Consider the following 26,506-nt stretch of genomic DNA (forward strand, 5'->3'; position numbering starts at 1 on the left):
CATAATGCGAAAGACATTATGACTTTTTATATTTAAGCTTTAATGATAAGATTAAAGTTCTGTGATTAAATATTTAGCATACTTCGCTTTATCGAAGCTAAAAACATTAGAAGATAAGTTTTGATTTTCTTTATAATCGCTAATGCTAATCGTTGCTAATTGGTTGTTAGTGGCGATTTGTTCCAGTTTTACCAATTTGTTTTGGGCGCTGTTAACATAAAGATTAACTTGTGATAGACCATTTTCTTTAACAGGCGTCATCTTGATATAATCCAAAGATTTTCCGTTAACAGTTCTTTTGCCAACATAGGTTACATTATAGTCTTTTTTATAAGATTCTAAATAACTAAGCGGCGAAAACATCACATCGCTATCATTTGGTTTTGCAATCGTAACTTCTTTGTCAGAATCGTTGATGTTGTATACTTTGCTACCATCAAAAATCTGTTCTATTCCCATGATTTTTAACTTGTATTTATCATTGCTAGAATAGAAGATCCCAGTTTCGGCTTTGGTTACTTTTCCAGAACCTGAACCATAAGTGAATTTGAAGTACGTGTTTTTTTTGCTCTTATAATTAGATGTTACAGCATCCAAAATGCTTTGTGATTTTTGGTCAATTTTTTGCGCAAAAGACAATCCAAATGTGAATAATGAAAGCCCCACCAAAGTTGTCTTTTCTAATAATTTTTTCATTTTTATTCTTTTCTAGTTCGTATAGTTTAGATGCTTCTAGTTTTTAGAAGTTAAAGTCTAAACATACAATTGTATGCCAAACGGTACAAATAGGACAAAAAATTAGTTTTATTTAATAGTGACAGAACCCGAGCTGCTTTCTTTTATATTTTTACTTTCTAGATTCCCTCGTTTTAGGACAACAATATCAGCGCTAGAAGATGCACTTCCCGATACCGAATTTCTAACGCCTATTTTTATTCCACCTGATGATGAGGCTTGTAACATGGCCGAATCTGCTGTAAATTCTGCACCTTCCACATCTCCTGATGATGAAGCCTGAGCATTAATACTTTCCGAACGACCTTTTAGGCTTATAGTTCCCGAGGAAGAAACTTGTGCAATAATATCTTTTGACATAATATTTGCCACAATATCTGCGCTGCTATTTGCTTGGATATTGATAGAAGGTGCATCGAAAGTCCCTTTAATAGTTGACGAGCTAGATGCATTTAGGAGAAATCCATTCGATTTAAAATCGTCTGCTACGGTAATTGTCGAACTTGACGAAGCTGATAATTTGTTAAAATCTTTAGCATAGACTTTCACCTTAACGCGATTGGTAGAAACATTTCTAACGCCTCTCGCAATACGAATAACTGCAGCTGAGCCTTGTTGTACAACTTCGATTTGGTCGATAATATCCGATGGTGCGTTAACAACAATTTTTTCGGTGTTAGATTTTACCACTTCAACGTCCAAAGCATTAGAAGATTTTATTTCATCAAAATCAAAAGTATAAGTTTTGTCAGTCAAAGCGCCTTTGCCTTCATTACTTCCCATGTTAAAACCTCCAATTGTAAATTCGGTTTCGCCATTAGATTTTGAGTAACTGCAAGCGCTTAATGTAAGGCTTAAACCTAATAAGATAGCACAGATTTTATTTGTTTTCATAGTGATATAATTTGTAATGTTATAATAGTTAGACAATCGAAACGGCAAGTTTGTTACATTTTAGTTTAAATATTTTTAATAATTTATAAAATCTTAACTTGCGGGCGCAAAAAATAGCAACTATAAACCGAATTATGGACTTCAAAAAACTAAAAGCCTATTTTTATTTAGGCGGCTTTTACTTGCTAATTTCATTTTTGTTGAGATTGGTTTTCTTTTTTCATCCAATAACAACCAGTAGTTTTGGCTTTTTCGAAAGCTTGGGGATTTTGTTAGTTGGCGCAATTAGCGATATTTTTATTTTTAGTATTGCGTCGGTATTTTTGGTGATTTACTTTTTGTTTTTATCCAATTCGAAATACAACAAACCTTGGGGTTACATTATTTTCGGATTGTTATTGGCTTTTGCATTGTATATCGCCTTTGTCCCAAATAATATTTTTAAACAATATGGCGGTTCTGTCGCAGAGATTGCGTTAATTTTTGTTGGTTTAAAAACGAGTCTGTTCGGATTGTTGTTATTTGTTCCGAATCAAAGACAAAGATTTAGAAATATTTTATATTTCATTACGCTGTTTTTATATGTGTTTTTAATCATTCAAAATGCGGTGAGCGAATATTTTTTCTGGAATGAATTTGGGGTTCGTTACAACTTTATCGCGGTTGATTATTTAATCTATACCAACGAAGTTATCGGTAATATTATGGAATCTTATCCAGTTGTTCCGTTGTTTTCGGTGATTATTGCAATTGCAATTGGCGTTACGATTTTCATTTATAAAAAAACAAAATCAGAGCTGCTAACACTTCCAAATTTTATACAAAAAATAATCTTTGTTATAGCTTATGTAGTGTTATTTGGATTGAGTTTGTTTGCGATTGGGCAGCTTAAAAAAATACATTATCAAAATACTTTTTCGGAAGAAATTAAAAGCAATGGTTTGGAGAAATTCTATACTGCATTTAATACCAAAGAGTTGGATTTTGTTAAATTCTATCCAAGCTTAGGAATAGAACAAGCGGAAAAACAATTTTTAAGTCAATATCAACCATCAGAATTGCGTCGTCCAGTTGCGGGTGATTCGGCGGAAATTCGTAAAAATGTGGTTCTAATTTCCATTGAAAGTCTTTCTGCAGATTTCTTAAAACATTACGGAAACGAGCAAAATATCACACCGTTTTTGGATAGTTTAGCAACCAAAAGTATGATGTTTACCAATCTTTATGCAACAGGAAATCGTACTGTTCGCGGTTTGGAAGCTTTAACGCTTTGTATTCCGCCAACTGCTGGAGAAAGTGTTGTTAAACGTGAAGATAACAAGAATAAATTTACGACGGGATCGGTTTTCAAATCGAAAGGTTATCAAGTTAAATACTTGTACGGCGGCGATTCTTATTTTGATAATATGAAAGATTTCTTTGGCGGAAATGGTTATGATATTGTTGACAGAGCAGCTTTTAAACCTGAAGAAATTACTTTTGCTAACATATGGGGCGTTAGTGATGAGGATATGGCGAAAAAAGCGATCGAAACGATGAATGCCGAAGCTAAAACTGGAAAACCCTTCTTTAACCATTGGATGACAGTTAGTAACCATCGACCTTTTACCTATCCAGATGGACGAATCGACATTCCTGGAAATGCAAAATCGCGTGAAGGTGGCGTTAAATACACCGATTACTCGATTAAGAAGTTTTTCGAAATGGCGAAAAAACAAGATTGGTATAAGAATACAATTTTTGTAATCGTGTCCGATCATTGTGCATCGTCTGCTGGTAAAACCGAATTGCCGATGGATAAATACAGAATCCCAGCACTTATTTTTTCCGAAGGTCTTGTACAGCCAAAAGAGGTGAGCACTTTGATGTCGCAGATTGATGTGATGCCGACTTTGTTTGGTTTGATGAATTTCAATTATGAAAGTCAGTTTTTAGGTCAAGATATTTTTAAAACCAATTATCAGCCGCGTGCTTATATTGCGACTTATCAAGATTTAGGTTTAATAAAAGATAATATTTTGACGATTATTTCACCAACAAAAAAGGTGAAACAATATGATCTAAAACCTCAAAAAAATAACATCTCAGCAATCTATAATCCGTATTTTGATGAAGTTCCGAGAACGACAATTGACGAGCAATTAAAGAATGAAACTGTGGCTACATACGAGGCGACGTCTTATTGGTTGAAAAATAAAAAGCTGGATAAGTCTGTTTCAAAATAATTTTTATTACATTTACAAAAATTTAACATTAGCATGAAAAACTTGTTATTTTTATTAGGATTAGGGATTGGTGTTATCACTTTCGCACAATCTGGTCCACCAGCTGGTGAAGCAAAAGTTGGTGAGTATTACGGAAAAGACGTAGAAATGACTGTGGCGAAAAAAGCAATTACAGTTAAAGATTTAAATAAAAAATTAACGAAAGAAGCAAAAGTTGAAAACGTTGCTGTTAAAGGTACAGTTACCGAAGTTTGTCCTAAAAAAGGATGTTGGGTAAAACTAAAAACGGATGATGGTAAAGATTTCTTTGTTAAAATGAAAGATTATGGTTTCTTTGTACCGATGGCTTTAGTTGGGAAAAATGTTGTGCTAGAAGGCAATGCAGAAAGCAAAACAACTTCCGTTAACGAGCTGAAACATTACGCTGAAGATGCTAAAAAACCACAATCGGAGATTGATGCTATCAAAGATCCAAAAACAGAAACACGCTTTTTAGCAAGTGCTATTAAAGTCGTGAAATAATCAACACCGACCAATCACAATTATTATATTGTAAAGCGCCTTTCGACATCTGTTGAAGGCGCTTAATTTTTTTTTGAAAATTTATTCCAACATCTTTTTTATTCGTAAGCTATCTACAGGAAAAGGAATTTCTTTTAACTTCCAACCATTTCTAGGAGAAGGAAACTTAAAATCTGTAATGTTAATTTGTAACAATATTGCAAAGTTCGGATTTAGAGAATCATATACTGCTAGATATTTGTAACCTGTCCAAAAGTTTCTCTTTCTTCATAATTACTTATAATTTTTCACATATTTTTGTATTAATACAGTGTCTATTTTAAATGGAACTTCATTGTACTTCCAGCCATTACTTGCGGGTTCATAATCTTTTTCAATAGGATAGATTAGCAGTAAAGCACAGTTTTTAGGATTTAGAGAATCATAAACAACAAGATATTTTTCTCCAATTTCTACTTTGTTAGAACTAACTGCATTGGTATACTTAATTCCATTAATGCTGTAATTATAATCAAAAGTAGTTAACCTACGTGCTAAATATTCATTAACAAGAATTGCAGTAGTATATTTTGGATGTTTATTAATTTTTCCACTTGTAAAATATGAATTAATAAGACTAAAAATAATCACCAAAACGATTGGCGCTGCGTACAAAATATTTTTCTTTTTCATAAAATTCATTTCGAACTAAAGCAGGATTGGTGTTTTGTTAATCTATATCTCAATAATCCTGATTTTAACTTCTAAAAATAGAAATAAAATTGTTTTCGAGAATTAATAATTTTAAGATTTTAATAATTGTCATTATAGCCTTATCTTTACGCCAAATTTTATTAAAATGATAGACTGGAAAACAGTTAAAGAATACGACGATATCACGTACAAAAAATGTGGTGGCGTTGCGAGAATCGCCTTTAATAGACCAGAAGTTAGAAATGCTTTTCGTCCCAAAACAACTTCAGAATTATATGATGCTTTTTTTGATGCTTCGGAAGATCCATCGATAGGCGTTGTGTTGTTGTCTGGCGAAGGTCCAAGTTCTAAAGATGGCGGTTGGGCATTTTGTAGTGGTGGCGACCAAAAAGCGCGTGGTCAAAAAGGTTATGTTGGGGAAGACGGAAGACATCGTCTTAATATTTTGGAAGTTCAGCGTTTGATTCGTTTTATGCCAAAAGTGGTTATTGCAGTTGTTCCTGGTTGGGCTGTTGGTGGCGGACATTCACTTCATGTGGTTTGTGACTTGACGTTGGCAAGTAAAGAGCACGCGATTTTTAAACAGACGGATGCTGATGTAACAAGTTTTGATGGTGGTTATGGTTCTGCTTATTTAGCAAAAATGGTGGGGCAGAAAAAAGCGCGAGAAATTTTCTTTTTGGGAAGAAATTATTCTGCGCAAGAAGCTTTCGAAATGGGAATGGTTAATGCCGTTATTCCACACGCAGAACTTGAAGATACCGCTTACGAATGGGCGCAAGAGATTCTTGGAAAATCACCAATGTCAATCAGAATGTTGAAGTTCGCTATGAATTTAACAGACGATGGCATGGTAGGACAACAGGTTTTTGCAGGTGAAGCAACGCGTTTGGCTTATATGACCGACGAAGCCATCGAAGGCCGTAATGCTTTCTTAGAAAAGAGAAAACCAAACTTTGGCGACGACCAATGGATTTCGTAAAGTAGAAATTAGAAATCAAAATTTAGAAATAATCTAAACATTAAATCTAAAATTTGAAATCTAAAATCTAAAATCAAAAAGAATGATTGACTGGATACAAGCAGCGCGTCTGCGAACTTTACCACTTTCTTTGAGTGGAATTATCATGGGATCTTTTATTGCTAAATGGCGATTGAAGGAAGATGGTGGTTTTTGGGATTGGAAGATTTTTGCATTGGCGCTTTTGGTGACGTTGCTGTATCAAATTCTTTCTAACTACGCTAACGATTATGGTGATGGCGTAAAAGGAACTGATAAATTGAGAATCAACGAAGCGGAGGCTAGAGCAGTGGCTTCGGGGAAGATAACAGCCAAACAAATGAAAAACGCCGTTATTCTGCTTTCAATTTTGTCATTTGTTGCGACCTTTGCCTTGTTGTATGTGGCATTTATCCCAAATTATATGAATGAATTTTATATTTTCATTGGTTTGGGCGTAGCCTGTATTTTGGCAGCGATTGGTTATACAGTTGGCAAGAAACCTTACGGATACATGGGCTTGGGCGATATCTTCGTGTTTGTCTTTTTCGGTTTGGTGTCGGTTTGCGGAAGTTATTTTTTGTTTGCTAAAACTTTTAGTTGGGATGTTTTGCTTCCTGCTGCGGCCGTTGGTCTTTTGAGTGCAGCGGTGCTTAATCTTAACAACATGCGCGATATGCAAAACGACGAAGCTTCTGGCAAAAAAACTTTGGCTCTGAAACTTGGTTACAAAAATGCTATGATCTACGAAATGGTGTTGTTACAACTTCCTATTTTGTTGGTTTTGACTTTTTTAATGATTAACCAATTACAAGCGCAAGGCAAATATTACGCATTTATTGTAATGATTTTGTTGTTTCCATTTGCTGGACTTCGACGCAAGATTATGCAAATTAAAGAAAACCGCGAGTTGGATCCTTTTCTGAAACAAGTTGGGATTTTAACCTTTATGATGGCGGTTTTAACCGCTGCAGGACTTAATCTTTTTTAAAACAAGATATATGGAACATCCAATTTTTGTACAATGTCAAATGTTAATCAGAAAGCCTATTGCTGAGGTTTTTGAAGCATTTGTAAATCCTGAAATAACAACCAAGTTTTGGTTTACAAAATCGAGTGGAAAGCTGGAAGAAGGGACTACGACAACTTGGACTTGGGAAATGTATAATGTGTCATCAGAAGTACAAACTTTGAAGATTGTTCCAAATCAAAAAATCGAAACTTTGTGGGGAAATCCTGCAACCAATGTCGATTACGAGTTTCAAGAGATGAAAAACGGAACTTTAGTAATCATCAAAAGTTATGATTATCCGCAAACTGGCGATGACTTAGCTAAAGTCGTTAATGATAATACGGGCGGTTTTACAACGGTTTTGGATGGTTGTAAAGCTTGGTTAGAACATGGGATTAAATTAAATCTTATCGAAGATAAATTCCCAGCTGAATAAGTATAATTAAATTTTAAAATTAAAAAATGAAAATAAAATTCTTAGGACAAAATTGCTTTTTGTTCATCCATAACGGAAAAACGATTTTGAGTGATCCTTTTTACAACTTTCAAAAGGATAAAACAGGATTCGATATTACAGCGCAAAAAATTGATTATGTGTTGATTACGCATGCACACGGCGATCATACGGCAGATGTCGCGGAGGTATTGGCAAACTATCCAGATGCGACCGTTATTGGGCAACCAGAAATTTGTGGCTACTTCAAACATGCGAACAATATTGACATCAATTTCGGTGGTTCTGCAAAAATTGACGATCTTAAAATTTCCATGGTGCCAGCAAGCCATACAAGCTCTTTTCCGGACGGAACTTACGGGGGTGAAGCGGCAGGATATATTTTCCGTTTGCCAGGTAAAAATCTTTATTTAGCAGGTGATACGGGCGTTTCTGCAGAGATGGCTATTTTCCCAAAAGTTTTTGGAAAGCTAGATGTTTCGATTCTTCCCATTGGTCGTCATTATACGATGTGTCCTCGCAAAGCAGCTTTTGCGGCGAAAGAATTATTGTTGACGCCAAAAGTTATCGGTTGTCATTTTGATACGTTTGAGCCAATCAAAATTAATCATGATAATGCAAAGAAACATTTTGCAGACGCAGGCATCGAATTCAGTTTACCAGAATTAGGTGAGGAATTTGAATTTTAATTAAAATAAATTGAAGCTTTAAGTTTTGAAAAATTCAGCTAATAGTTTGATTTTAAATAAAGTAAAATTAGAATATTCAGAGATTTTGGAGGATTTAATGCTTCAGTTTTTAAATAAAATTACGAAACATATAGACACAAAAAATGGCAAGCTACCTACATCACACCGCTACAACCGATTACCTTTGCTGCGTTCCCACCCTGGAGGATTCTCAGGAGCTGGTTGTGTAGGACTTGCCAGTGCAAATATAGAAATTATTTATGAATTTGGAAGAGTCTTCTCAAGAAAATGAGAATTTATAGGCGTTAATTAGTCTAATAGCTTGATTTTTAATTTGAAAAAATCTTGAAAATTTTAAAAATTTTGTCATTTAATAAAAAAAATCGGTTTTTAAAATGACAAAAATGAAGTTTGATAGAGATAATCTTCCCACATTTTAGAAAATTATGACGAAAAATCCAGTAGTTATTGGTCTTGGTTTATACGGAGTAACGATGTTGTTATTCTTTGGTGTTTATTATTTTTTTGCTGGTCCTAATTATTGGGATATTAGTATGAAAATCAATGCGTTTGGTTTAACTTTTCTTTACGGTATCGCCGCTTTCTTATCAACATATTGGTTGCGAAAAGGAACTCAAATTACTTATCCTCAAGCTTTTAAGCAATCGTTTTTAACGCTTTTTGTTGGCGGGTTTTTATCGATGGTGACAATGTTCGGATTCCTAAATTATGTGGATAAAAATGCACGTGATTTACTAAATTATCAATACGTACAAACTGAGCTTACTAATCTTGAAGAAGCTTATCAAAAACAAAAAATTGATGCAGCTAACCACAAAGATGCCAATGTCGTTGTTGAGTTAGAAAAGAATTATAAAGAAGCGAAAGAAGCGCGCGAAATAGCTTTAAAGGAAAAACGTAACTATTTCTCTTTCGAATTTTTAGGAAAACTTTTTGCCGGCATTTTATTATTTTATTTACTTTTGTCGATTATTATTGCTGCCTTTTTGAAAAACAAAAAACGCTACGAATAATCTTATTTTTACCTAAATTTAATTAATGAATCTTTCTATAATTATTCCACTTCTCAACGAAGAAGAATCCATCGAAGAGCTTTTTAACCGTATTGATGCTGTGTGTAAGCAACATCAATTAAGTTATGATGTTTGGTTTGTCGATGATGGTAGTACGGATCTTTCTTGGAGCATTATAGAAAATCTAAAAGTGCAACATCCGCAAGTACATGGGATTAAATTTTCCAAAAACTATGGAAAATCTCAAGCTTTGCATGCGGCTTTCGAGAAAGCGCAAGGCGATGTTGTGATAACGATGGATGCGGACTTACAAGATTTTCCAGAAGAAATTCCTGAGTTGTATGACATGGTTACCAAAGAAGATTACGACATCGTATCGGGTTGGAAGAAAAAGCGTTTTGACAACGTTATGACGAAAAATCTTCCATCAAAACTCTTTAATGGTGCGGCTCGTAAGTTGTCTGGTGTTCATCTTCACGATTTTAATTGTGGATTGAAAGCCTATAAAAAACGTGTAGTAAAATCTATTGATGTGTACGGCGATATGCACCGTTATATTCCAGTGTTGGCTGCCAATGCGGGTTTCAAGAGAATTACAGAAAAACCTGTACAACATCAAGCGCGTCCTTACGGAACTTCAAAATTCGGGACCGAAAGATTTATTCGTGGTTTCCTAGATTTAGTAACCTTGTGGTTTGTAAGTCGATTTGGTGGACGTCCAATGCACTTTTTTGGCGCTGCAGGAACTTTAATGTTCATCATCGGATTTTTGTCGGCACTTTGGTTAGGAATCTCCAAATTAATTGATGTTTCCAAAGGTGTATATGGTCATTTGATTGCGTTAAATCCTTGGTTTTACATCGCTTTGACAATGATGATTTTAGGAACTTTATTATTTGTTTCAGGATTTTTGGGCGAGATGATTGTCCGTTCCAAAAGAGACCACAAAAATTATAATGTGGAAGAAGTAATTTAACTCGATTAATAATACAAAAACGGAAGATAAAGTTTTCGGACAAATAGCATTGTACTTTGTTTTACTAGTATTTATTAACGCAGTTAGTTACCAATTTCTTTTCAAATATTTAGAGCTAGGTCGTACATCAGTGTTTTATTTTAACCCGATTATGACCTTGTTCTTTTTCTTGATTTTATGGTTGTTGACGATGAAGTCAGATCTTGTTTACTCCAATTTTTTTAAAAAAGCTTTTAAGTTTTCGGCGATATTTTTCGTGTTTTACTTTTTAGTAACCCAATTTTTAATTGGTTTAGGAAGTGGGAATAAATAAGAATAATGTTTAGGAATCGTGTCAATATAGTCAATCTGGGACTATTTCTAATATTAGTCGGTTTTTGTGTGGCGTTTTTTATTCAATTAAAAAAGGATAAATACTTTGATAAAAAAGTTTGGTATTGATATTTGACAACAGAAGATGCTCATCAACATTACAAAATTATAGAATATCAACTTATTTATGGTGACAACGAATATGATGGAATTTGGCAAGCAGAATATCAAATTCTTAATCCAAAAAATGCTACCAATTTTAATAATTTAGGAGATGTATTTAGTCCAAGTTTATATTCTCGATCATCGACAAAACCATATCCTCATTCTATAAGATTAAAATGGTTTTTTTACGAAGACGAAACTTTTTATGAAGCTGAAAATAAATTACCATCACAAAAAATTAAAGAATTAACTAAAAATCTTAAATCAGATCCTTGCTTCGTAGCTAAAATTCTTCCAAACGGAAAACTAGGATTTGGAATGACAGAATCAGTAGGAAACTTCAAATCCGATAGTCGTTTTGAGAAGGATAGTAAAATAAACACACTTCCTCTCGGTACTTTTCAAGGGAAGAAAATACCCGAAAATCTTAATTTATTAAGGAGTGATGGAGATCGATTCGAGGATGTAAAAATTTTAGAAGATTATATGTTTGTCTATATAACTCAAGCCAATTGGGGAATAATAGTTGACTATGTTAAAAATCTAAATGCTAAGATTGTCTTTGCAACAGATTTTCTACAGAATGATTTTAAGTTTACAGATTTCAAAAATAATACAACAAGCTTAGAAACTAATTTGTTTTCACAAAAACTTCAGTTGCAATATTATGAGGATGAATCAGGTTTTCGCTATGATTTTTTACATGATCGTATGCAGGTGATGGAGTTTTATAACACTTTATTACAAAAATCTAAGTCTAAAGATTTTTATTTTGTTTTTAAATTAAATAAAACCGATAATCTTTTTGATGTTTATCTAGAGAATTCTGGTTCTGAGGTTAAACTTAAGAATGTTGTTTCAATTAATAAAATTCAAGAAAATTAATTTTTTTTCTGTTTTAAATTGAAAATTTCGTAAAAATCGTCGTGATTTTTCTTTGTATTTCTAAATGATATTTTTTTGAAAAAATTTGCCCTTATTTCTAGGAAAAAAGCTAACTTGAAACTTCAAATTTTAAGAATGAAAAACCTAGTTTATTTATTGCTGATAACGACTTTATTTTCTTGTGGAAATATTAGTCCAAAAGGCGATATCGAAGCTAAAGATGTGGAACTTGCAGAGTTTTCAAAACTCGATGCAAAGGGGAAATTTCGACTTTTTTATGTAGAAAGTCCGCATAATTTTGTGGCGGTTGAGACAACACCCAATTTGTTTAATAATTTAGAAATCGGTGTTGAAAATAAAATTTTAACCATTAAAGAAAAAAGACCAACCGAAAAAGCAGGTTTTTATAACTTAACAATATACGGAAAACATCCTTTTGATGATGTTAAATTGGCGGATTCTGTAGAATTAAATATCTCTAGTCAGATGAAAGTCAATGACTTTAAGTTGACGCTTAAAGATCAATCCAAATTTATAGGTGGCATTATTTCTACCAAAACTTGGTTAAATATGACGCAAAAAAGTCGTGCTAATCTTCTAGGGAAAACCGATCAAGCTTATGTTAAAATTTCGGATACTGCGAGTATCATTTCGCCATATTGGTTTATCAACAGTCTAGAATTGGATTCTAAAAACGGAAACTATACCGAGGTCAATGTGGATGAAGAAATTAAAGGAACTATCACCAATACAGGCAAATTAGTCTACTACGGGAATCCTTCAAAGAAGATAAAAGTTGAGGAAAAAGCAACGATGCAGCAAAAGAATTTAAACTAAAAACACACATAACTTTTTATGACAACATTAGAAAAAGCTCAATTGTGGCTTACGGATACATTTGATACTGAAACTAAAGAAAAAGTACAACAACTTATCGACAGCAATTCACCAGATTTAGAAGATTCTTTTTATAGAGAATTGGAGTTCGGGACTGGCGGAATGCGTGGTATAATGGGCGTTGGGACTAATCGTCTTAATAAATATACACTGGGACAAGCTACGCAAGGTTTGGCGAATTATCTTCATCAATCATTTCCAAATCAAGAGATTAAAGTTGCGATTGCGTACGACGTTCGTAACAATTCTAAAGAATTTGGAAAATTGGTTGCTGATGTTTTGACAGCAAACGGAATTAAAGTTTTGTTGTTCAAAAATCACCGTCCAACGCCAGAATTGTCATTTACAGTTCGTGATAAAAAATGTAACGCAGGAATTGTGTTGACAGCATCACACAATCCGCCAGAATATAACGGTTACAAGGTTTATTGGAATGATGGAGCGCAAGTGGTTCCACCAGATGACGAAAATATTATCAAAGAAGTTTATGCAACTAAATTTGATGCTATAAAATTTGATGGAAATGATGATTTAATAGAGTGGATAGGCGAGGAGCAAGATGATGTGTACATCGATGCTTGTATGGAAAACTCTTTGTATCAAAATGTTGGAAGAGATAATTTGAATATTGTTTTCACTTCAATTCACGGTACGACTTACACAACTATTCCTAAAGCTTTGAAAAAAGCGGGTTTCACAAAAGTTGATTTGGTAACAGAACAGATGATTCCGAGCGGGAATTTCCCGACAGTAGAATCTCCGAATCCTGAAGAGCCAGCAGCTTTGGAAATGGCAATGGATTTAGCGAAAATCACCAATGGTGATATCGTTATTGGGACTGATCCAGACGGCGATAGATTAGGAATCGCCGTTCGAAATTTAAATGGAAATATAGAATTGTTAAATGGTAACCAAACCAACACAATTTTAACTTATTATATCCTTGACCAATGGAAAAAACAAGGAAAAATTACGGGTAAAGAATTTATTGGTTCTACGATTGTAACTTCTGATGTTTTCTTTGATGTTGCTGAGAAATTCGGTGTTGATTGCAAAGTTGGATTAACGGGCTTCAAATGGATTGGTAAAATGATTCGCGATTTTGAAGGTCAAGAAAAATTTGTTTGTGGTGGTGAAGAAAGTTTCGGATTTATGACGGGAGATTTCGTTAGAGATAAAGATTCTTGCGGTTCTATCTTGTTGGCGTGCGAAATTGCGGCTTGGTGCAAAGCCAATGGTAAAACGATGTATCAGTACATGATTGACATTTATAAAGAAGTCGGAATGTACTACGAAGGCTTGATAAATGTTGTTAAAAAAGGTCGTGAAGGCGCAGAAGAAATTCAGGAAATGATGAAGAATTTCCGTGAAAATCCACCAAAAGAAATCGCTGGTTCGCCAGTTGCAGAAGTTAAAGATTTTAAAGAGCAAACTTGCTTAATGGTTGCAAGCAACGAGAAAAAAGTAATGGATGATATTCCAAAATCCAATGTCTTGATTTATTACACAGAAGATGGAACTAAAGTTTGCGTGCGTCCATCGGGAACAGAACCAAAAATTAAATTTTATGTTTCTGTGAAAGATAGTATCAATTCGGAAGCTGATTTTGTTGCAAAACTTCCGATTTTAGAAAAGAAAATTGAAGCCATAAAAGAGAGTCTTAATCTCAATTAATATCTAAATTCGGGATGAATAAATCCCGAATTTTTTGTTTAAAAATAAATTTATACGGAAATAAATAGTCTTTTATTTTTCGTTTAATAAAAGAAAAAATCTAAATAAAATCTATAAAAAAGAAAATGAAAGTTTCAAAATTAGCAGCCAATCTTATCGGTTCCGAAATCGTAAAAATCGGAAATGAAGTAAACGATATGAAGGCTAACGGAGCGCAAATTGCCAACCTTACCATCGGTGATTTGAATTCTCATTTGTACCCAATTCCTGCTTTGCTAGAAGAGGAAATCGAAAAAGCATACAAAAATCATCAAACTAATTATCCACCAGCAAACGGAATTTTGTCGTTGAGAAAAGCGGTTTCTGAGGATTTAAAAAGCCGTTGGAATCTGGAGTATTCGCCAGCAGATATTTTGATTACAGCTGGTGCAAGACCTTTGATTTATGCTATTTACAAAACGATCGTGGATGAAGGCGACAAGGTGATTTATCCCGTTCCATCATGGAATAACAACCATTACACCTATTTAACTTCCGCACAAGGAATTGAAGTGGAAACCAAGCCAGAAAACAACTTTTTACCAACTGCAGAAGAAATTGCACCTCATGTTTCGGATGCAGTTCTTATTTCGTTGTGTTCGCCGCTTAACCCAACTGGGACGATGTTTACAAAAGACCAACTTTACGGAATTTGTGAATTAATTTTAGAAGAAAATAAAAAACGTTCGGCAGACCAAAAGCCTTTGTATTTGTTGTACGATCAAATTTATTCTAATTTGACTTTTGGTGAAGAGCATTTTAATCCAGTTTCTTTGTTTCCAGAATTAAAAGAATATACGATTTTCGTTGATGGAATTTCAAAAAGCCTTGCTGCAACTGGCGTTAGAGTAGGTTGGAGTTTCGGACCTTCAGAAATTATCGAAAAAATGAAAGCTCTCAATACGCATATCGGAGCTTGGGCACCAAAACCAGAGCAGGAAGCAACAGCAAATTATTATCAAAATACCGTAGAATTAAATCGTTTTGTAAATCATTTTAAAGGTGAATTGGAAAATAGTTTGAAGGTTTTGCATGATGGAATTCAAGATTTAAAATCAAAAGGATTGAATGTTGACAGCATTCAACCGATGGGTGCGATGTATTTAACCATCAAAATGGATTATATCGGTAAGAAAATGTCAAATGGCGATGTTGTTGAGAAAACTTCGGATTTGGTTTTCTATTTAATTCGTGAAGGAGGCGTTGCATTTGTACCTTTCTCAGCATTTGGATGTTCAGTTACTGACCCTTGGTTCCGTGCTTCAGTTGGCGGGCTTTCAGTTGATGAAATCAAAGAAATGCTTCCAAAATTAGAAAAAGCTTTAAACTTATTAAATTAATAATGATGAATTATGAGTTATGAATGAAAGCATTGTTGTTAAAAAGAGTTTTGATTTTGCAGTCAAGCTTGTAAATTTCTACAAAATATTTTCAACTGAGAAAAAAGAATATGTTTTATCAAAACAATTTTTACGCTCAGAAACCTCGATTGGGGCAAATGTAAGAGAAGCTCAGAATGCACAAAGTAAAATGCATTTCATTCATAAATTGTAAATCTCACAAAAAGAATGTGACGAAACATTATATTGGTTTCAATTATTAAAAGAAACTAATTTTATTAGTTCTGATGAAGCAGATTATTTAATAAATGATGCAACCGAATTGTTGAAAATTATTGGAAGCATTATTGTAACAACAAAAAAGAATCTCAGTTCAAAATAATTCATAACTCATAACTCATAATTTATAACTCATAACTAAAATAAATGAAAATCATTGCAGTTATTCCCGCACGTTATAATTCGACTAGATTTCCCGCGAAATTAATGGAGATTTTGGGTGACAAAACCATTATTACAACCACTTATCAAAACGTTTTGGCGACAGGACTTTTCGATGATGTTTTTGTGGCAACAGATTCCGAAATTATTTTCAAAGAAATCGAAAAAAATGGTGGGAAAGCTGTTATGACAGGAGAACACGAAACGGGAAGCGACAGAATTGCAGAAGCTGTTCAGGGCATCGATTGTGATATTGTTATTAATGTTCAGGGTGACGAACCTTTTCTTAAATTGGAGCCTTTGCAACAGTTGATAGACGTTTTTAAAACCGATAACAATAAAGAAATATCTTTAGCATCTTTAAAGATTGAGCTTAAAGAAAAGTCGGAAATCGAAAATCCCAATAATGTAAAAGTAATTACGGATAACAATGGATTTGCACTGTATTTTAGTCGTTCGGTTATTCCATTTCATCGTGAAATAAGCTTTAATGTTCAGTATTTTAAACATATTGGTGTTTATGCATTTAGAAAAGAAGCTTTGTTGCAGTTTTCAAAATTAGAAATGAAACCTTTAGAAATTTCAGAGAAAATAGAGTGTATTCGCTATTTGGAATATGGCATGAAAATCAAGTTGATAGAAACCCATTTCGTGGGCGTTGGCATCGATACACCTGAAGATTTGGAAAAGGCAAAGTTGATTATTGGTCAGAATTAACATCTTTTATAATTTTTAAAAGAAAAAAGCGTTTTAAAAAACTTATATTTGGAGCTTAATTGCAATTAATGAAGAGATTACTATTAGTATTTGGTGTGGTTCTATCGTGTTTTATTCAAGCACAAACAGCAAAAGAAATTATCGACAAAAATATTGAACTTTCGGGTGGTTTAACCAACTGGAAGCTTCTAAACTCTGTCTTATTACAAGGTCGCGTGACATTGGGAGTTAATGACGAATATCCTTTTAAAATCTATCAAAAACGTCCTAATTTGACAAAAACCGTGATTATGATTAATCAAAAGGAAACGACGGTTGAAGGTTATGATGGTAAAAAAGGCTATGCGATGAATTACGCTCAAAACAAAATTCAAGAATATCCGAGTTATGTCCCTGAAAGTTTTGATAACGATTTTATCGATTGGGAAAATAAAGGTTTTGAAGCCAATTTACTAGGTAAAGAACAAATCGGAAATAATAGTTATTTTAAGGTTGAATTGACCAAAAATGTTAACAAAACGATTTATTATTTCGATGTTAAAACTTATATGTTGTACAGAGAAGTAAAGAAAGATGAGACCTTAACTTATGATGAATACAAGAAAGTTGGAAATCTTGTGATGGCGCATCGCATCGAATCTTCTTCGCCTAAAAAAGATGGAGATTATGTTCTTTCTATTTTTAAAATTGAAGTAAATAAAGAATTCCCTGCAAATACTTTTAAGTTTTAATTAAATATAATTGATTATGAAAAAAGTATTTTATCTTAAAACTTGTGGAACTTGCAAAAAAATAATGGCGGAATTTGATTTGTCAGATTGGGATCTTCGTGAAATAAAATCAGCGCCAATTACAAAAGAAGAGTTGGCGGAAATGTATAATTTGACGAAATCTTATGAAGCTTTGTTTAGTAAAAAGTCAACGCAAATTAAGGCACGAGAAATTGATGTAAAGATCTTGGGAGAAAAAGATTTCAAAGATTTGATTCTCGATCATTACAGTTTTTTGAAACGTCCAGTATTTATCACTGATAAAGAAATTTTTGCTGGTAGTGATAAAAAGAATTTAGAAAATCTACGAGCTTTTTTTGAAGCGAAATAGAAGAAAGTTTTAGTATAAACAAATAAAAACTCGGCATTCAATTCTGAATGCCGAGTTTTTATTTTCTTAAGTTATCTAAAAACTGTTCGAGACTATGTAAATCGGAAATTAAAACTTCTCTTGCTTTGGCGCCATTAAAGCCACCAACAACGCCCGAAGCTTCCAACTGATCCATAATTCTACCAGCGCGATTATAACCTAGTTTTAACTGACGTTGCAACATCGAAGTCGAACCTTGTTGCGTCGAAACGATGATTCTTGCAGCTTCTTCAAACAATTGATCTTTCTCGTTCGGATCAAAACTTCCGACATTAGAAGAAGTCTCTTCACCGCTGTATTCAGGCAAGATATAGGCATCCGAATATCCTTTTTGCTCACCAATAAACTCTGCTAATTTTTCAACTTCTGGCGTATCAACAAAAGCACATTGCAGACGTGTAATTTCATTACCATTAAAGTAAAGCATATCACCTTTTCCAATTAATTGCTCTGCGCCTGGCGAGTCCAAAATCGTACGCGAATCGGTATTTTGAATAACACGGAAAGCCACACGAGCAGGGAAGTTGGCTTTAATCATACCCGTAATAACGTTAACAGATGGACGTTGCGTCGCCACAATCAAGTGGATACCAATCGCTCTGGCAAGCTGTGCAAGACGTGCAATCGGGACTTCAACTTCTTTACCAGCTGTCATAATCAAATCCGCAAATTCGTCCACAACCAAAACAATGTAAGGTAAATAACGATGTCCGTTTTCAGGGTTTAACTTTCGTTCTGTGAATTTTTTATTGTATTCTTTTAAGTTTTTACAGAATGCATTTTTAAGCAATTCGTAACGGTTATCCATCTCTATACAAAGTGAATTAAGTGTGTTAATTACCTTGTTATTGTCCGTGATAATCGCATCTTCCGCATCTGGAAGTTTTGCTAAATAATGTCTTTCAATTTTAGAATAAAGTGACAATTCTACTTTTTTCGGGTCAACCATTACAAACTTAAGTTCACTTGGATGCTTTTTATAGAGTAAGGAAGTCAAGATGGCGTTGATACCAACAGACTTACCTTGACCAGTTGCCCCGGCCATTAGTAAGTGTGGCATTTTTGCTAAATCCGCCATGAAAATTTCGTTGGAAATGGTCTTACCAAATACCACAGGAAGATCCATATCCGAGGTTTGGAATTTATTGGAAGTAATCACCGAGCGCATCGAGACCATCGTAGGATTTTTTCTCGGAACTTCGATTCCTATGGTTCCTTTTCCTGGCATTGGTGCAATAATACGGATTCCTAAAGCCGAAAGATTAAGCGCAATATCGTCTTGTAGTTTTTTAATTTGTGCAACACGGATTCCCGCTTCTGGGACAATTTCGTAAAGTGTAACGGTTGGACCAATCGTTGCTTTAATTTCAGAAATTCCAACATTAAAATTCTTAAGAAGTCCAACAATTTTATTTTTATTTTCTTCTAATTCGTCTTTGTTAATCGTAATTTCTTCGCTTCCGTAATCTTTTAGTAAATCAAAACTAGGCATTTGGAATTTTGCTAAATCCAATCTGTGGTCGTACAAACCGTGTTCTTTCACCAATTCTTGTGATTTTGCTTCATTTGGATCAAGTTGCTCCTCTTTTTTAACTTCGATATTAAAAGCAATATCTTCAGCATTTGATGCGATGTTTTGCTGCGTTGTAATTGGTTTTTCTACAACTGGAGTTTTGCTGAAATCATTATCTAATTTAATAGAAACCGCTTCTAAATCTTTCTGAGGTGTTACAGGTGGCGTTTCAACACTTTCAAAAGTAGTTTTGTTAGGTGTTGCAATCGGTTGGATGTCTTCTGTAACTTTTATTTTTGGAAGTTCCGTTGGGATTTCTTCTTTCTCTATAATATTTTCCTTTTCAAGATCCTCTTTTTGTTCCAGTTCGTCATCAGCTTCGAAGTTTTCCTCCGATTTTGGCATCATTTCTTTTAGTTTTCCAATGGTATTGTCATTAATCTCATTGAATTTATTCCTGATACTACTTGGTCTTAAATTAAATTCTAAAACAAAATAAAGCAATATGCTTACTAATATGATAAGCCACAGTCCAACCGATCCGACATAGGCTTTAAGATAATCCATGATTTGATATCCGTAAACGCCACTCCATACACCATCGCCTTTAGTTACTATCCCAAGAAAAATAGGCAACCAACAAATGAAAAATAAACTGTGCGAAATGGTTTTCCAAGGTTTGAAGTAGTTTTTCTTAAGGATAATAAATCCGAAAACCATCAACAAAAACGGAATAATAAAAGCAGCAACGCCTATACTATCGAAGATGAAAAGATTACCCAGCCAATCGCCTATTTTTCCTAAAACATTAGAAGATTTGATGTGTCTATCGCCCATTGTACCAGCTTGCGACTGGTCTGCTTTCCAGTTCATAAGGTAGGAGACGAAAGCGATGCTCATCATCCCAGCGATACAAAATAGTAAAATACCTGTAACGATGCGGGATTTGGGAAGGATTTTTGTTTGGTCGTTTGTGTTCGTTGTTTTGCTTTTTTCCATTGATAAATTCGGTCAATTCCGTGCAAATTTAATCTTTTTTAAATGAATTTTGAAGTTAAATATAGGGCTTTCTTGTCGATTCTGGTGTAAATAATTGAGGCTTTGATAGATTTAGATTTGAAAATAATTTTGAAGCGTAATGTTATTTAGATTTAATAAAAATTAAAATTTAAAAAATGAATTTATATCTGATTTTTAAGATTGAATAACATAAAAAAGTGAGTAAATATTTAATAACAATTCGGAAAGTGAATTTTAGTCCTAAATTATTACTTTAACTAATCAAATTTTAGCCAATTAATAGTCAAAATCGATTATGAGAATTGTCATTAATGCCTGATTTTATATATTTAATCTAAATAACATCACTATTTTTGCATTCGACTGAATCTAGGCTATTTTTAAGTGTGTTTTTACTGGATTTAGGATCATCGTTTATATAGAATTACTATGAAAAAAATTCAGGATATTCTGATTTCGACGCGTACAATGGCGACTTTGCTACTTTTATACGCTATCGCAATGGCTGTCGCTACTTTTGTAGAAAATGACTACGGAACGCCAACTGCAAAGGCTTTAATCTATGAGGCCAAATGGTTTGAAGCGATTATGTTTTTACTGATTCTTAATTTTATTGGGAATATTGGTAGATATCGACTTCTGAGAAGAGAAAAGTGGCCAGTTCTAATGTTTCACTTGGCATTTATTTTAATTTTTATTGGTGGTGCTATTACGCGATACATCAGTTTCGAAGGGGTGATGCACATCCGCGAAGGTGAAACCAACAACGAGATTGTTACAGATAAAACCTTTCTAAAAGTAAAGGTTGAAGAAAAAGGAGAAGAGCTGCATTATCCTGATATTCCGTATCTTATGTCGCCGCTTCATTACAAAATGAATGCAAAATATAACTTCCACGAAAAACAATTGGAAGTGAAAGCGGTTAACTACATGCAACGCAAAATGGATAGCATGGTCGTTAACCCGAATGGTAAAGAGTATCTACACCTTGTTTCTACCAATGAAAAAGGCGGAAGACAAAATATCTACTTGGCGCCAGGCGATGTTCAAAATATTAATGGGACTTTGGTGAGTTTTAACAGAACTTCTATTGAAGGTGCAGTAGAATTTCGACAAGAAAAAGATTCATTATTTATTAAAACGCCCGTTGATGCGCAGTTTATGACGATGGCAACGCAAGCAACTGGGACAACGACTAAAGATAAATTTCAACCTTTGGTTTTGAGAAGTCTTTACTCTATTAATGATCTAAAATTGGTTGTGCCAGAAGGTCTTAAAAAAGGAAGTTTGAAAGCTTACGAAGGTGATAAACAAAAAGATAAAGATGTACCAGATCAATTAACTGTCGAGGTTAAAGGTCCAAAATCTAAAATGATGGTTGATCTTTCTGTTGAGAAAGGGAACCCTAACGCATACAAACAAATCCAATTGGACGGTATGAATGTGATGATTGGCTTCGGTCCAAAAGTTTATAACACGCCTTTTGCTTTAAAACTTGATAAATTCGTGATGGAAACTTATCCAGGAAGTTCGTCGCCATCAGCGTACGAATCTCATGTACAAATTATTGATGAAGGCAAACAAACACCTTATAAAATCTATATGAACCACGTTCTTAATCATAAAGGTTACAGATTTTTCCAAGCGAGTTTTGACCCAGATAGAAAAGGGAGTATTTTGTCTGTTAACCACGATTATTGGGGGACTTTAATCTCGTATATCGGTTATGGATTTTTGTTCGTAGGGATGTTTGTCACAATGTTCTGGAAAGGTTCTAGATTCTGGAATCTTAACAAAATGCTGAAAGATGTCAGCAAGAAAAAAGCTAAAGTAGCTGGTGCTTTATTATTGTTTTTAAGTTTAGGACTTAATGCACAAAAAATTGAAACCCATTCGACATCGGATGGTAGCAAAGATAATGTGTCAGCGCCTAAAACTAATAATCCTGCGCCAACTTCTAAAATGAATACCATTTCTGCAGATGATTTGGTGAAGAATATTCAAATTGATAAAGAGCACGCGGAGAAGTTTGGGCATATGTTGGTGCAAAGTTATGAAGGTCGTATACAACCTGCTAACACGCAGGCAATCGACATTTTACATAAATTGACTAGTCGCGATCACTTCCAACATTTGGATGCTAACCAATGGTTTTTGGCAGCGACAATCGATCCAATGTTTTGGGCTCAGGTTAATATTATTAAAATCGAAACTCGAGGAAAAGTTGGTAGAGATTTAGCAAAAATTACTAAAGCTAATGATGATAGTTTTACAAGTTTAGTAAAATTATTCCCAGCTGATAAGAACGGAAATCTTCGTTTTGTTTTGGAAGACGAATATAATGCGGCATTCCGTAAAAAGCCTGTTGAAAAGACAAAATTCGATGAAGCAGTTATTAAACTAAACGATAAAGTTCAGGTTCTTAATGCGTTAATGTCTTATCAATATTTCCGTGCAGTTCCGGTTCAGAATGACGCTAACCACACTTGGAATTCGGTGATGACAGCGGATTTCGAAATGGATAAAAACGCCCAAGATGTTCTTGGTCCATATCTGTCAAGTGTTCTTCTTGCAACACAAAACGGAAATTGGAAAAAAGCAGACGAAGAGTTAGCAAAAGTTGAAGCTTATCAACACAAATGGGGAAAACAAGTGATTCCGCCAGATTCAAAAATAGAATTAGAAGTTCTTTTAAATAAATTAGATATCAACTTTAAGTTGTTGATTTTCTATACAATTTTAGGTAGCGTCTTGTTGATTTTTGCTTTTATTGAATTGTTTAGACCAAGCAAGGTTTTAAACAAAATCGTTAAAGGATTAATCTATTTAGGAGCAGTTGGTTACTTCTTCCACTTCTTAGGGTTAATTGCAAGATGGTACATCTCTGGTCATGCCCCTTGGAGTAATGGTTACGAAGCGATTATCTTTATTTCGTGGGTAGGTATTTCGGCTGGTTTTGCCCTGTACCGAAATTCAAATGCATTAATTCCTGCAGCAGGATTCTTGGTTGCGGTTGTTATGATGGGATTTGCGCATGGTGGTGCAGCTTTAGATCCTCAGATTACGCCACTTGTACCAGTTCTTAAATCGTATTGGTTGATTGTACACGTTGCGATTATTGCATCGAGTTATGGTTTCTTCTCCTTATCGATGTTGATTGCCGTAATATCTTTGATTTTCTACATTATTGCATCGACAAGAGTTTTCAAAAAACATAATGATACAACTTTAAAAGAGTTAGCTATCGTTAGCGAAATGTCTTTAAGTATTGGTCTAGTTGCGCTTACAGTTGGTAACTTTATGGGTGGTATTTGGGCTAACGAAAGTTGGGGACGTTATTGGAGCTGGGACCCGAAAGAAACTTGGGCTTTCATCTCAATTATGGTTTATGCCTTTGTATTGCACATGAGATTGGTACCTGGACTTCGTGGAAGACATATTTTCCATGTAATGACAATGATTGCATTCTGTTCTATGGTAATGACTTATTTTGGTGTTAATTACTATCTGACAGGACTTCACTCTTATGCAAAAGGAGATCCAATTCCGGTTCCGCTTTGGGTATATTTAGGATTGTTATTTATGGCGACTTTGTCATTTGTCTCTTACTTTAGATATAAAAGCTTACACAAAAGTCTTTTAATTAAAAAAGAGGAACGTACGCAAGATCAACCTTAATTTTGATTAATAAAATAATAAAGGCATATCGTTAATGATGTGCCTTTTTTTGTTTTAAAACTTCTGAAAAAGCTTTATTTATACTATCTTTGCGGCAATTAGGTTAAGATGTTTTTGTCTTATTAAAAGGGAATTAGGTGTAATACCTAAGCTGTACCCGCAACTGTAAACTACAAAACTTGATGTCAAATAGTTGTCCACTGAAGTCATATTTGGGAAGGACGATGTCAAGATGTGAGCCAGGAGACCTGCCTAATGTTGATACTTTCGGGGACAAAGGTGATGGACATTCTGTCTTTTCATAACCACTCTTTATGAGTATAATCCCCAATAGTTTCGGGAGTTAAACTAATTTAATTTTATACTTATGAAGCGGTTTTTTACCACGTTCAGCCTATTAATTATGGGCGCAAGTGCGGCTAATGCACAAAACATCAACTTTCCAGATGCTAATTTCAAAGCAGCTATTATTAAAGCTTATCCAGCGGTGGATGCTAACAAAGATGGACAAATTTCGGAGACTGAAGCTTTGACTTTGACGGCGATTCGTAATCTTTCCAATTATCCTAATATCTATGATGCAACGGGAATTGAGTATTTTACAAATTTGACAGAGCTTAATTTGGGAGATCTTATTAATCTTAACAAAATTGATGTCTCAAAAAATACGAAAGTTACGACGCTTAATCTTCGTAATAATAAACTAACAGGCGTTTTGGATGTTTCGGCACTTGATAAAATGACGAATATCGAACTTAATAAAAATCAGTTGACTGGTATTATTTTTCCTCAAAACTCGAAGTTAAAAATCGTCTACATCAATGAGAATGCCCTGGCATCGATTGATTTGTCCGAGCTTAAAGATTTGCAACGTTTATTTTTGGTTAACAACAAATTGACGAGTTTGAATGTTTTACAAAATACTAACCTAGAAAGAATTCATATCAACAACAACCAGTTGACGACTTTGGATTTGTCTGGACTTACGAAACTTAATTGGTTTTCGGCTGAATCTAATCAATTAACGAATATTGCATTCAAAAATAATCCGTTGTTAAAAACGATTTTAGCGAAGAATAATCAATTAACTTCTTTTGATTTTATGGACGGAACGCTGAACAATGTGACGCTAATTAACGTTGAAGGAAATTCTAATTTTAATTTGATTAAAAAAGATTGTGAGGATCAAATTGTAAGTGTTCAAAATATAACGGTTGAGACTAATTGCGCTATGTCGGTTGATAATCAAACTGCGAATGGGATTAAAATTTATCCAACTTTAGTGAAAGATTTTATTAATGTTGAAGGAGATTTTAAAAATCCTAGTTTCCAAATTTTCAATATGAGCGGGCAGTTGCTGCAATCGGGAGTTTTAAATGCTTCAAAAATTGATGTTTCTAAACTTTCTAAAGCAACATATATTTTTGTTTTAAAAACCAACGACAAGCTCATTAAACAAAGCTTTATCAAACAATAAAAATTTAAAACGCTTTTTTAGGCGTTTTTTTTATGTTTTGTATTTTAAAAATATATATCTTTATGATATCAAATTAATATCAAAATTTCAAACACATGGAAAAAGTTTTAAAACCAATGTCTGGTTACCTTGCTTTATTAATAAGCGTAATCCTGTTTTTTGCAGGCATAGGATTGTTTATATATTCTATCGATTATAGCGTAGGATTGGCAGTTGTAGCGATTTTGATGGTGTTATTATCATTCTTTTTTATGAAAGGTTTAATGATCATCCAGCCCAATCACTCGCGTGTTCTTAACTTCTTCGGAAAATATGTCGGTTCTGTTAAAGAGAATGGTTTGTTTTTTATCAACCCGTTTTATTCATCACAAAGAATGAGTCTTCGTTCCGAAAACTTACAAGGTCAAACCCTTAAGGTTAATGATAAAATGGGAAATCCCATCGAGATTGGAGCAGTTATTGTTTGGAAAGTTGGCGATACTTACAAAGCAGCTTTCGATGTAGAGCGTTATTTGGAATATGTGAGAACGCAAAGTGAGGCGGCTGTTCGTCACTTGGCGGTTAGTTTTCCTTATGATAATTTGGAGGACGAAAATGCGCCAATTACCTTGAGAGGCGGTGGGGAAGATGTTAACCATATTTTGGAAAGAGAGTTGACAGAACGTCTTGCTCCTGCAGGAATTATCGTACAAGAAGCCAGAATTTCGCACTTAGCGTACGCATCCGAAATTGCAGGTGCAATGTTACAAAGACAACAAGCGACGGCAATAGTTGCGGCAAGAACCAAAATCGTTGAAGGTGCAGTTGGGATGGTAGATTTAGCATTAAAAAAATTATCGGAAGAGAATATTGTAGAATTGGATGACGAGCGCAAAGCAGCGATGGTAAGCAATCTTATGGTAGTGTTATGTGGTGAAAAAGCCGCACAACCAATCCTGAATACAGGAACTCTTTATAATTAATGTAAACGAAGC

The 26,506-nt window shown here is 34.1% G+C and carries 22 protein-coding genes, 1 other RNA gene, 1 pseudogene and 1 riboswitch; of the genes and pseudogenes, 19 read left to right on the forward strand and 5 right to left on the reverse strand.

The annotated features are described in order from the left end of the window. Positions 1 to 51: 51 nt before the first annotated feature. A complete protein-coding gene (locus tag RT037_RS03320) occupies positions 52 to 696 on the reverse strand; it encodes an outer membrane lipoprotein carrier protein LolA (protein WP_313028142.1) in 645 nt (214 codons plus the stop codon). Between the two features lie 108 nt (positions 697 to 804). Beyond that, on the reverse strand, positions 805 to 1,629 hold the full coding sequence (locus tag RT037_RS03325) for a GIN domain-containing protein (protein WP_313028143.1): 825 nt from the start codon (positions 1,627 to 1,629) through the stop codon (positions 805 to 807). A 134-nt stretch (positions 1,630 to 1,763) separates the two neighbouring features. Here RT037_RS03325 and RT037_RS03330 point away from each other — a divergent pair, with 134 nt between their 5' ends. After that, positions 1,764 to 3,854, forward strand: coding sequence for an LTA synthase family protein (locus RT037_RS03330; RefSeq protein WP_313028144.1), 2,091 nt, complete (start codon positions 1,764 to 1,766; stop codon positions 3,852 to 3,854). A gap of 33 nt (positions 3,855 to 3,887) precedes the next feature. Beyond that, positions 3,888 to 4,376: a DUF4920 domain-containing protein gene (locus tag RT037_RS03335; RefSeq protein ID WP_313028145.1), complete on the forward strand. Its 489-nt coding sequence runs from the start codon at positions 3,888 to 3,890 to the stop codon at positions 4,374 to 4,376. A 273-nt stretch (positions 4,377 to 4,649) separates the two neighbouring features. On the opposite strand, the gene RT037_RS03340 is transcribed toward RT037_RS03335, so the two are convergent. After that, a complete protein-coding gene (locus RT037_RS03340; protein ID WP_312321732.1) occupies positions 4,650 to 5,048 on the reverse strand; it encodes a hypothetical protein in 399 nt (132 codons plus the stop codon). Between the two features lie 166 nt (positions 5,049 to 5,214). Between RT037_RS03340 and RT037_RS03345 the strand changes: the two genes are divergently transcribed. The 4 genes from RT037_RS03345 to RT037_RS03360 all read left to right on the forward strand — a co-directional run bounded on the left by RT037_RS03345 (position 5,215) and on the right by RT037_RS03360 (position 8,224). Continuing rightward, the gene (locus RT037_RS03345; RefSeq protein WP_079668032.1) at positions 5,215 to 6,051 is read left to right on the forward strand and encodes a 1,4-dihydroxy-2-naphthoyl-CoA synthase; all 837 of its coding nucleotides are present in this window, start codon (positions 5,215 to 5,217) and stop codon (positions 6,049 to 6,051) included. 82 nt (positions 6,052 to 6,133) lie between these two features. Next, entirely contained in the window at positions 6,134 to 7,060 is a 927-nt protein-coding gene (menA, locus tag RT037_RS03350) for a 1,4-dihydroxy-2-naphthoate octaprenyltransferase (RefSeq protein WP_313028147.1), read from the forward strand. Between the two features lie 10 nt (positions 7,061 to 7,070). Further along, positions 7,071 to 7,517, forward strand: coding sequence for an SRPBCC family protein (locus tag RT037_RS03355; protein WP_313028150.1), 447 nt, complete (start codon positions 7,071 to 7,073; stop codon positions 7,515 to 7,517). 26 nt (positions 7,518 to 7,543) lie between these two features. Beyond that, on the forward strand, positions 7,544 to 8,224 hold the full coding sequence (locus RT037_RS03360; RefSeq protein WP_313028151.1) for a metal-dependent hydrolase: 681 nt from the start codon (positions 7,544 to 7,546) through the stop codon (positions 8,222 to 8,224). 141 nt (positions 8,225 to 8,365) lie between these two features. Here RT037_RS03360 and ffs read toward each other — a convergent pair. Next, an RNA gene (gene ffs / locus RT037_RS03365) (signal recognition particle sRNA small type) lies at positions 8,366 to 8,463 on the reverse strand. A gap of 207 nt (positions 8,464 to 8,670) precedes the next feature. On the opposite strand from ffs, the gene RT037_RS03370 reads away from it, so the two are divergent. The 10 genes and pseudogenes from RT037_RS03370 to RT037_RS03415 all read left to right on the forward strand — a co-directional run bounded on the left by RT037_RS03370 (position 8,671) and on the right by RT037_RS03415 (position 17,805). Further along, positions 8,671 to 9,258 carry a DUF4199 domain-containing protein gene (locus tag RT037_RS03370; protein ID WP_313028154.1) on the forward strand — a complete coding sequence of 196 codons (588 nt, stop codon included), beginning with the start codon at positions 8,671 to 8,673 and terminating at the stop codon, positions 9,256 to 9,258. A gap of 25 nt (positions 9,259 to 9,283) precedes the next feature. After that, entirely contained in the window at positions 9,284 to 10,234 is a 951-nt protein-coding gene (locus RT037_RS03375; protein ID WP_313028156.1) for a glycosyltransferase family 2 protein, read from the forward strand. Between the two features lie 444 nt (positions 10,235 to 10,678). Continuing rightward, entirely contained in the window at positions 10,679 to 11,596 is a 918-nt protein-coding gene (locus tag RT037_RS03380) for a hypothetical protein (RefSeq protein ID WP_313028158.1), read from the forward strand. A 135-nt stretch (positions 11,597 to 11,731) separates the two neighbouring features. Then, positions 11,732 to 12,433, forward strand: a complete 702-nt coding sequence (locus RT037_RS03385) for a GIN domain-containing protein (protein ID WP_313028160.1) — start codon at positions 11,732 to 11,734, stop codon at positions 12,431 to 12,433. A gap of 18 nt (positions 12,434 to 12,451) precedes the next feature. Further along, the gene (locus RT037_RS03390; RefSeq protein ID WP_313028161.1) at positions 12,452 to 14,167 is read left to right on the forward strand and encodes a phospho-sugar mutase; all 1,716 of its coding nucleotides are present in this window, start codon (positions 12,452 to 12,454) and stop codon (positions 14,165 to 14,167) included. A 125-nt stretch (positions 14,168 to 14,292) separates the two neighbouring features. Then, positions 14,293 to 15,546 (forward strand): aminotransferase class I/II-fold pyridoxal phosphate-dependent enzyme, encoded by a 1,254-nt coding sequence (locus tag RT037_RS03395; protein ID WP_313028162.1) that lies wholly within the window; start codon positions 14,293 to 14,295, stop codon positions 15,544 to 15,546. A gap of 19 nt (positions 15,547 to 15,565) precedes the next feature. Beyond that, positions 15,566 to 15,928, forward strand: a pseudogene (locus RT037_RS03400) (four helix bundle protein). A gap of 44 nt (positions 15,929 to 15,972) precedes the next feature. Further along, positions 15,973 to 16,704, forward strand: coding sequence for a 3-deoxy-manno-octulosonate cytidylyltransferase (gene kdsB, locus RT037_RS03405; RefSeq protein ID WP_313028163.1), 732 nt, complete (start codon positions 15,973 to 15,975; stop codon positions 16,702 to 16,704). 68 nt (positions 16,705 to 16,772) lie between these two features. Further along, positions 16,773 to 17,435: a histidine kinase gene (locus RT037_RS03410; protein WP_312322026.1), complete on the forward strand. Its 663-nt coding sequence runs from the start codon at positions 16,773 to 16,775 to the stop codon at positions 17,433 to 17,435. 16 nt (positions 17,436 to 17,451) lie between these two features. Next, positions 17,452 to 17,805 (forward strand): arsenate reductase family protein, encoded by a 354-nt coding sequence (locus tag RT037_RS03415; RefSeq protein ID WP_313028166.1) that lies wholly within the window; start codon positions 17,452 to 17,454, stop codon positions 17,803 to 17,805. A gap of 58 nt (positions 17,806 to 17,863) precedes the next feature. On the opposite strand, the gene RT037_RS03420 is transcribed toward RT037_RS03415, so the two are convergent. Then, entirely contained in the window at positions 17,864 to 20,356 is a 2,493-nt protein-coding gene (locus RT037_RS03420; RefSeq protein WP_313028167.1) for a DNA translocase FtsK, read from the reverse strand. 450 nt (positions 20,357 to 20,806) lie between these two features. Here RT037_RS03420 and ccsA point away from each other — a divergent pair, with 450 nt between their 5' ends. The 3 genes from ccsA (at position 20,807) to RT037_RS03435 (ending at position 26,494) form a co-directional block, all read left to right on the forward strand. Further along, positions 20,807 to 24,055 carry a cytochrome c biogenesis protein CcsA gene (gene ccsA, locus RT037_RS03425; RefSeq protein WP_313028170.1) on the forward strand — a complete coding sequence of 1,083 codons (3,249 nt, stop codon included), beginning with the start codon at positions 20,807 to 20,809 and terminating at the stop codon, positions 24,053 to 24,055. 83 nt (positions 24,056 to 24,138) lie between these two features. After that, positions 24,139 to 24,326: riboswitch (cobalamin riboswitch) on the forward strand. A gap of 96 nt (positions 24,327 to 24,422) precedes the next feature. Next, the gene (locus tag RT037_RS03430) at positions 24,423 to 25,532 is read left to right on the forward strand and encodes a T9SS type A sorting domain-containing protein (protein WP_313028172.1); all 1,110 of its coding nucleotides are present in this window, start codon (positions 24,423 to 24,425) and stop codon (positions 25,530 to 25,532) included. A gap of 95 nt (positions 25,533 to 25,627) precedes the next feature. After that, on the forward strand, positions 25,628 to 26,494 hold the full coding sequence (locus tag RT037_RS03435; RefSeq protein WP_313028173.1) for an SPFH domain-containing protein: 867 nt from the start codon (positions 25,628 to 25,630) through the stop codon (positions 26,492 to 26,494). Positions 26,495 to 26,506: the final 12 nt, after the last annotated feature.

It is taken from the genome of Soonwooa sp. (assembly GCF_032062245.1).
Taxonomy (GTDB): domain Bacteria; phylum Bacteroidota; class Bacteroidia; order Flavobacteriales; family Weeksellaceae; genus Soonwooa.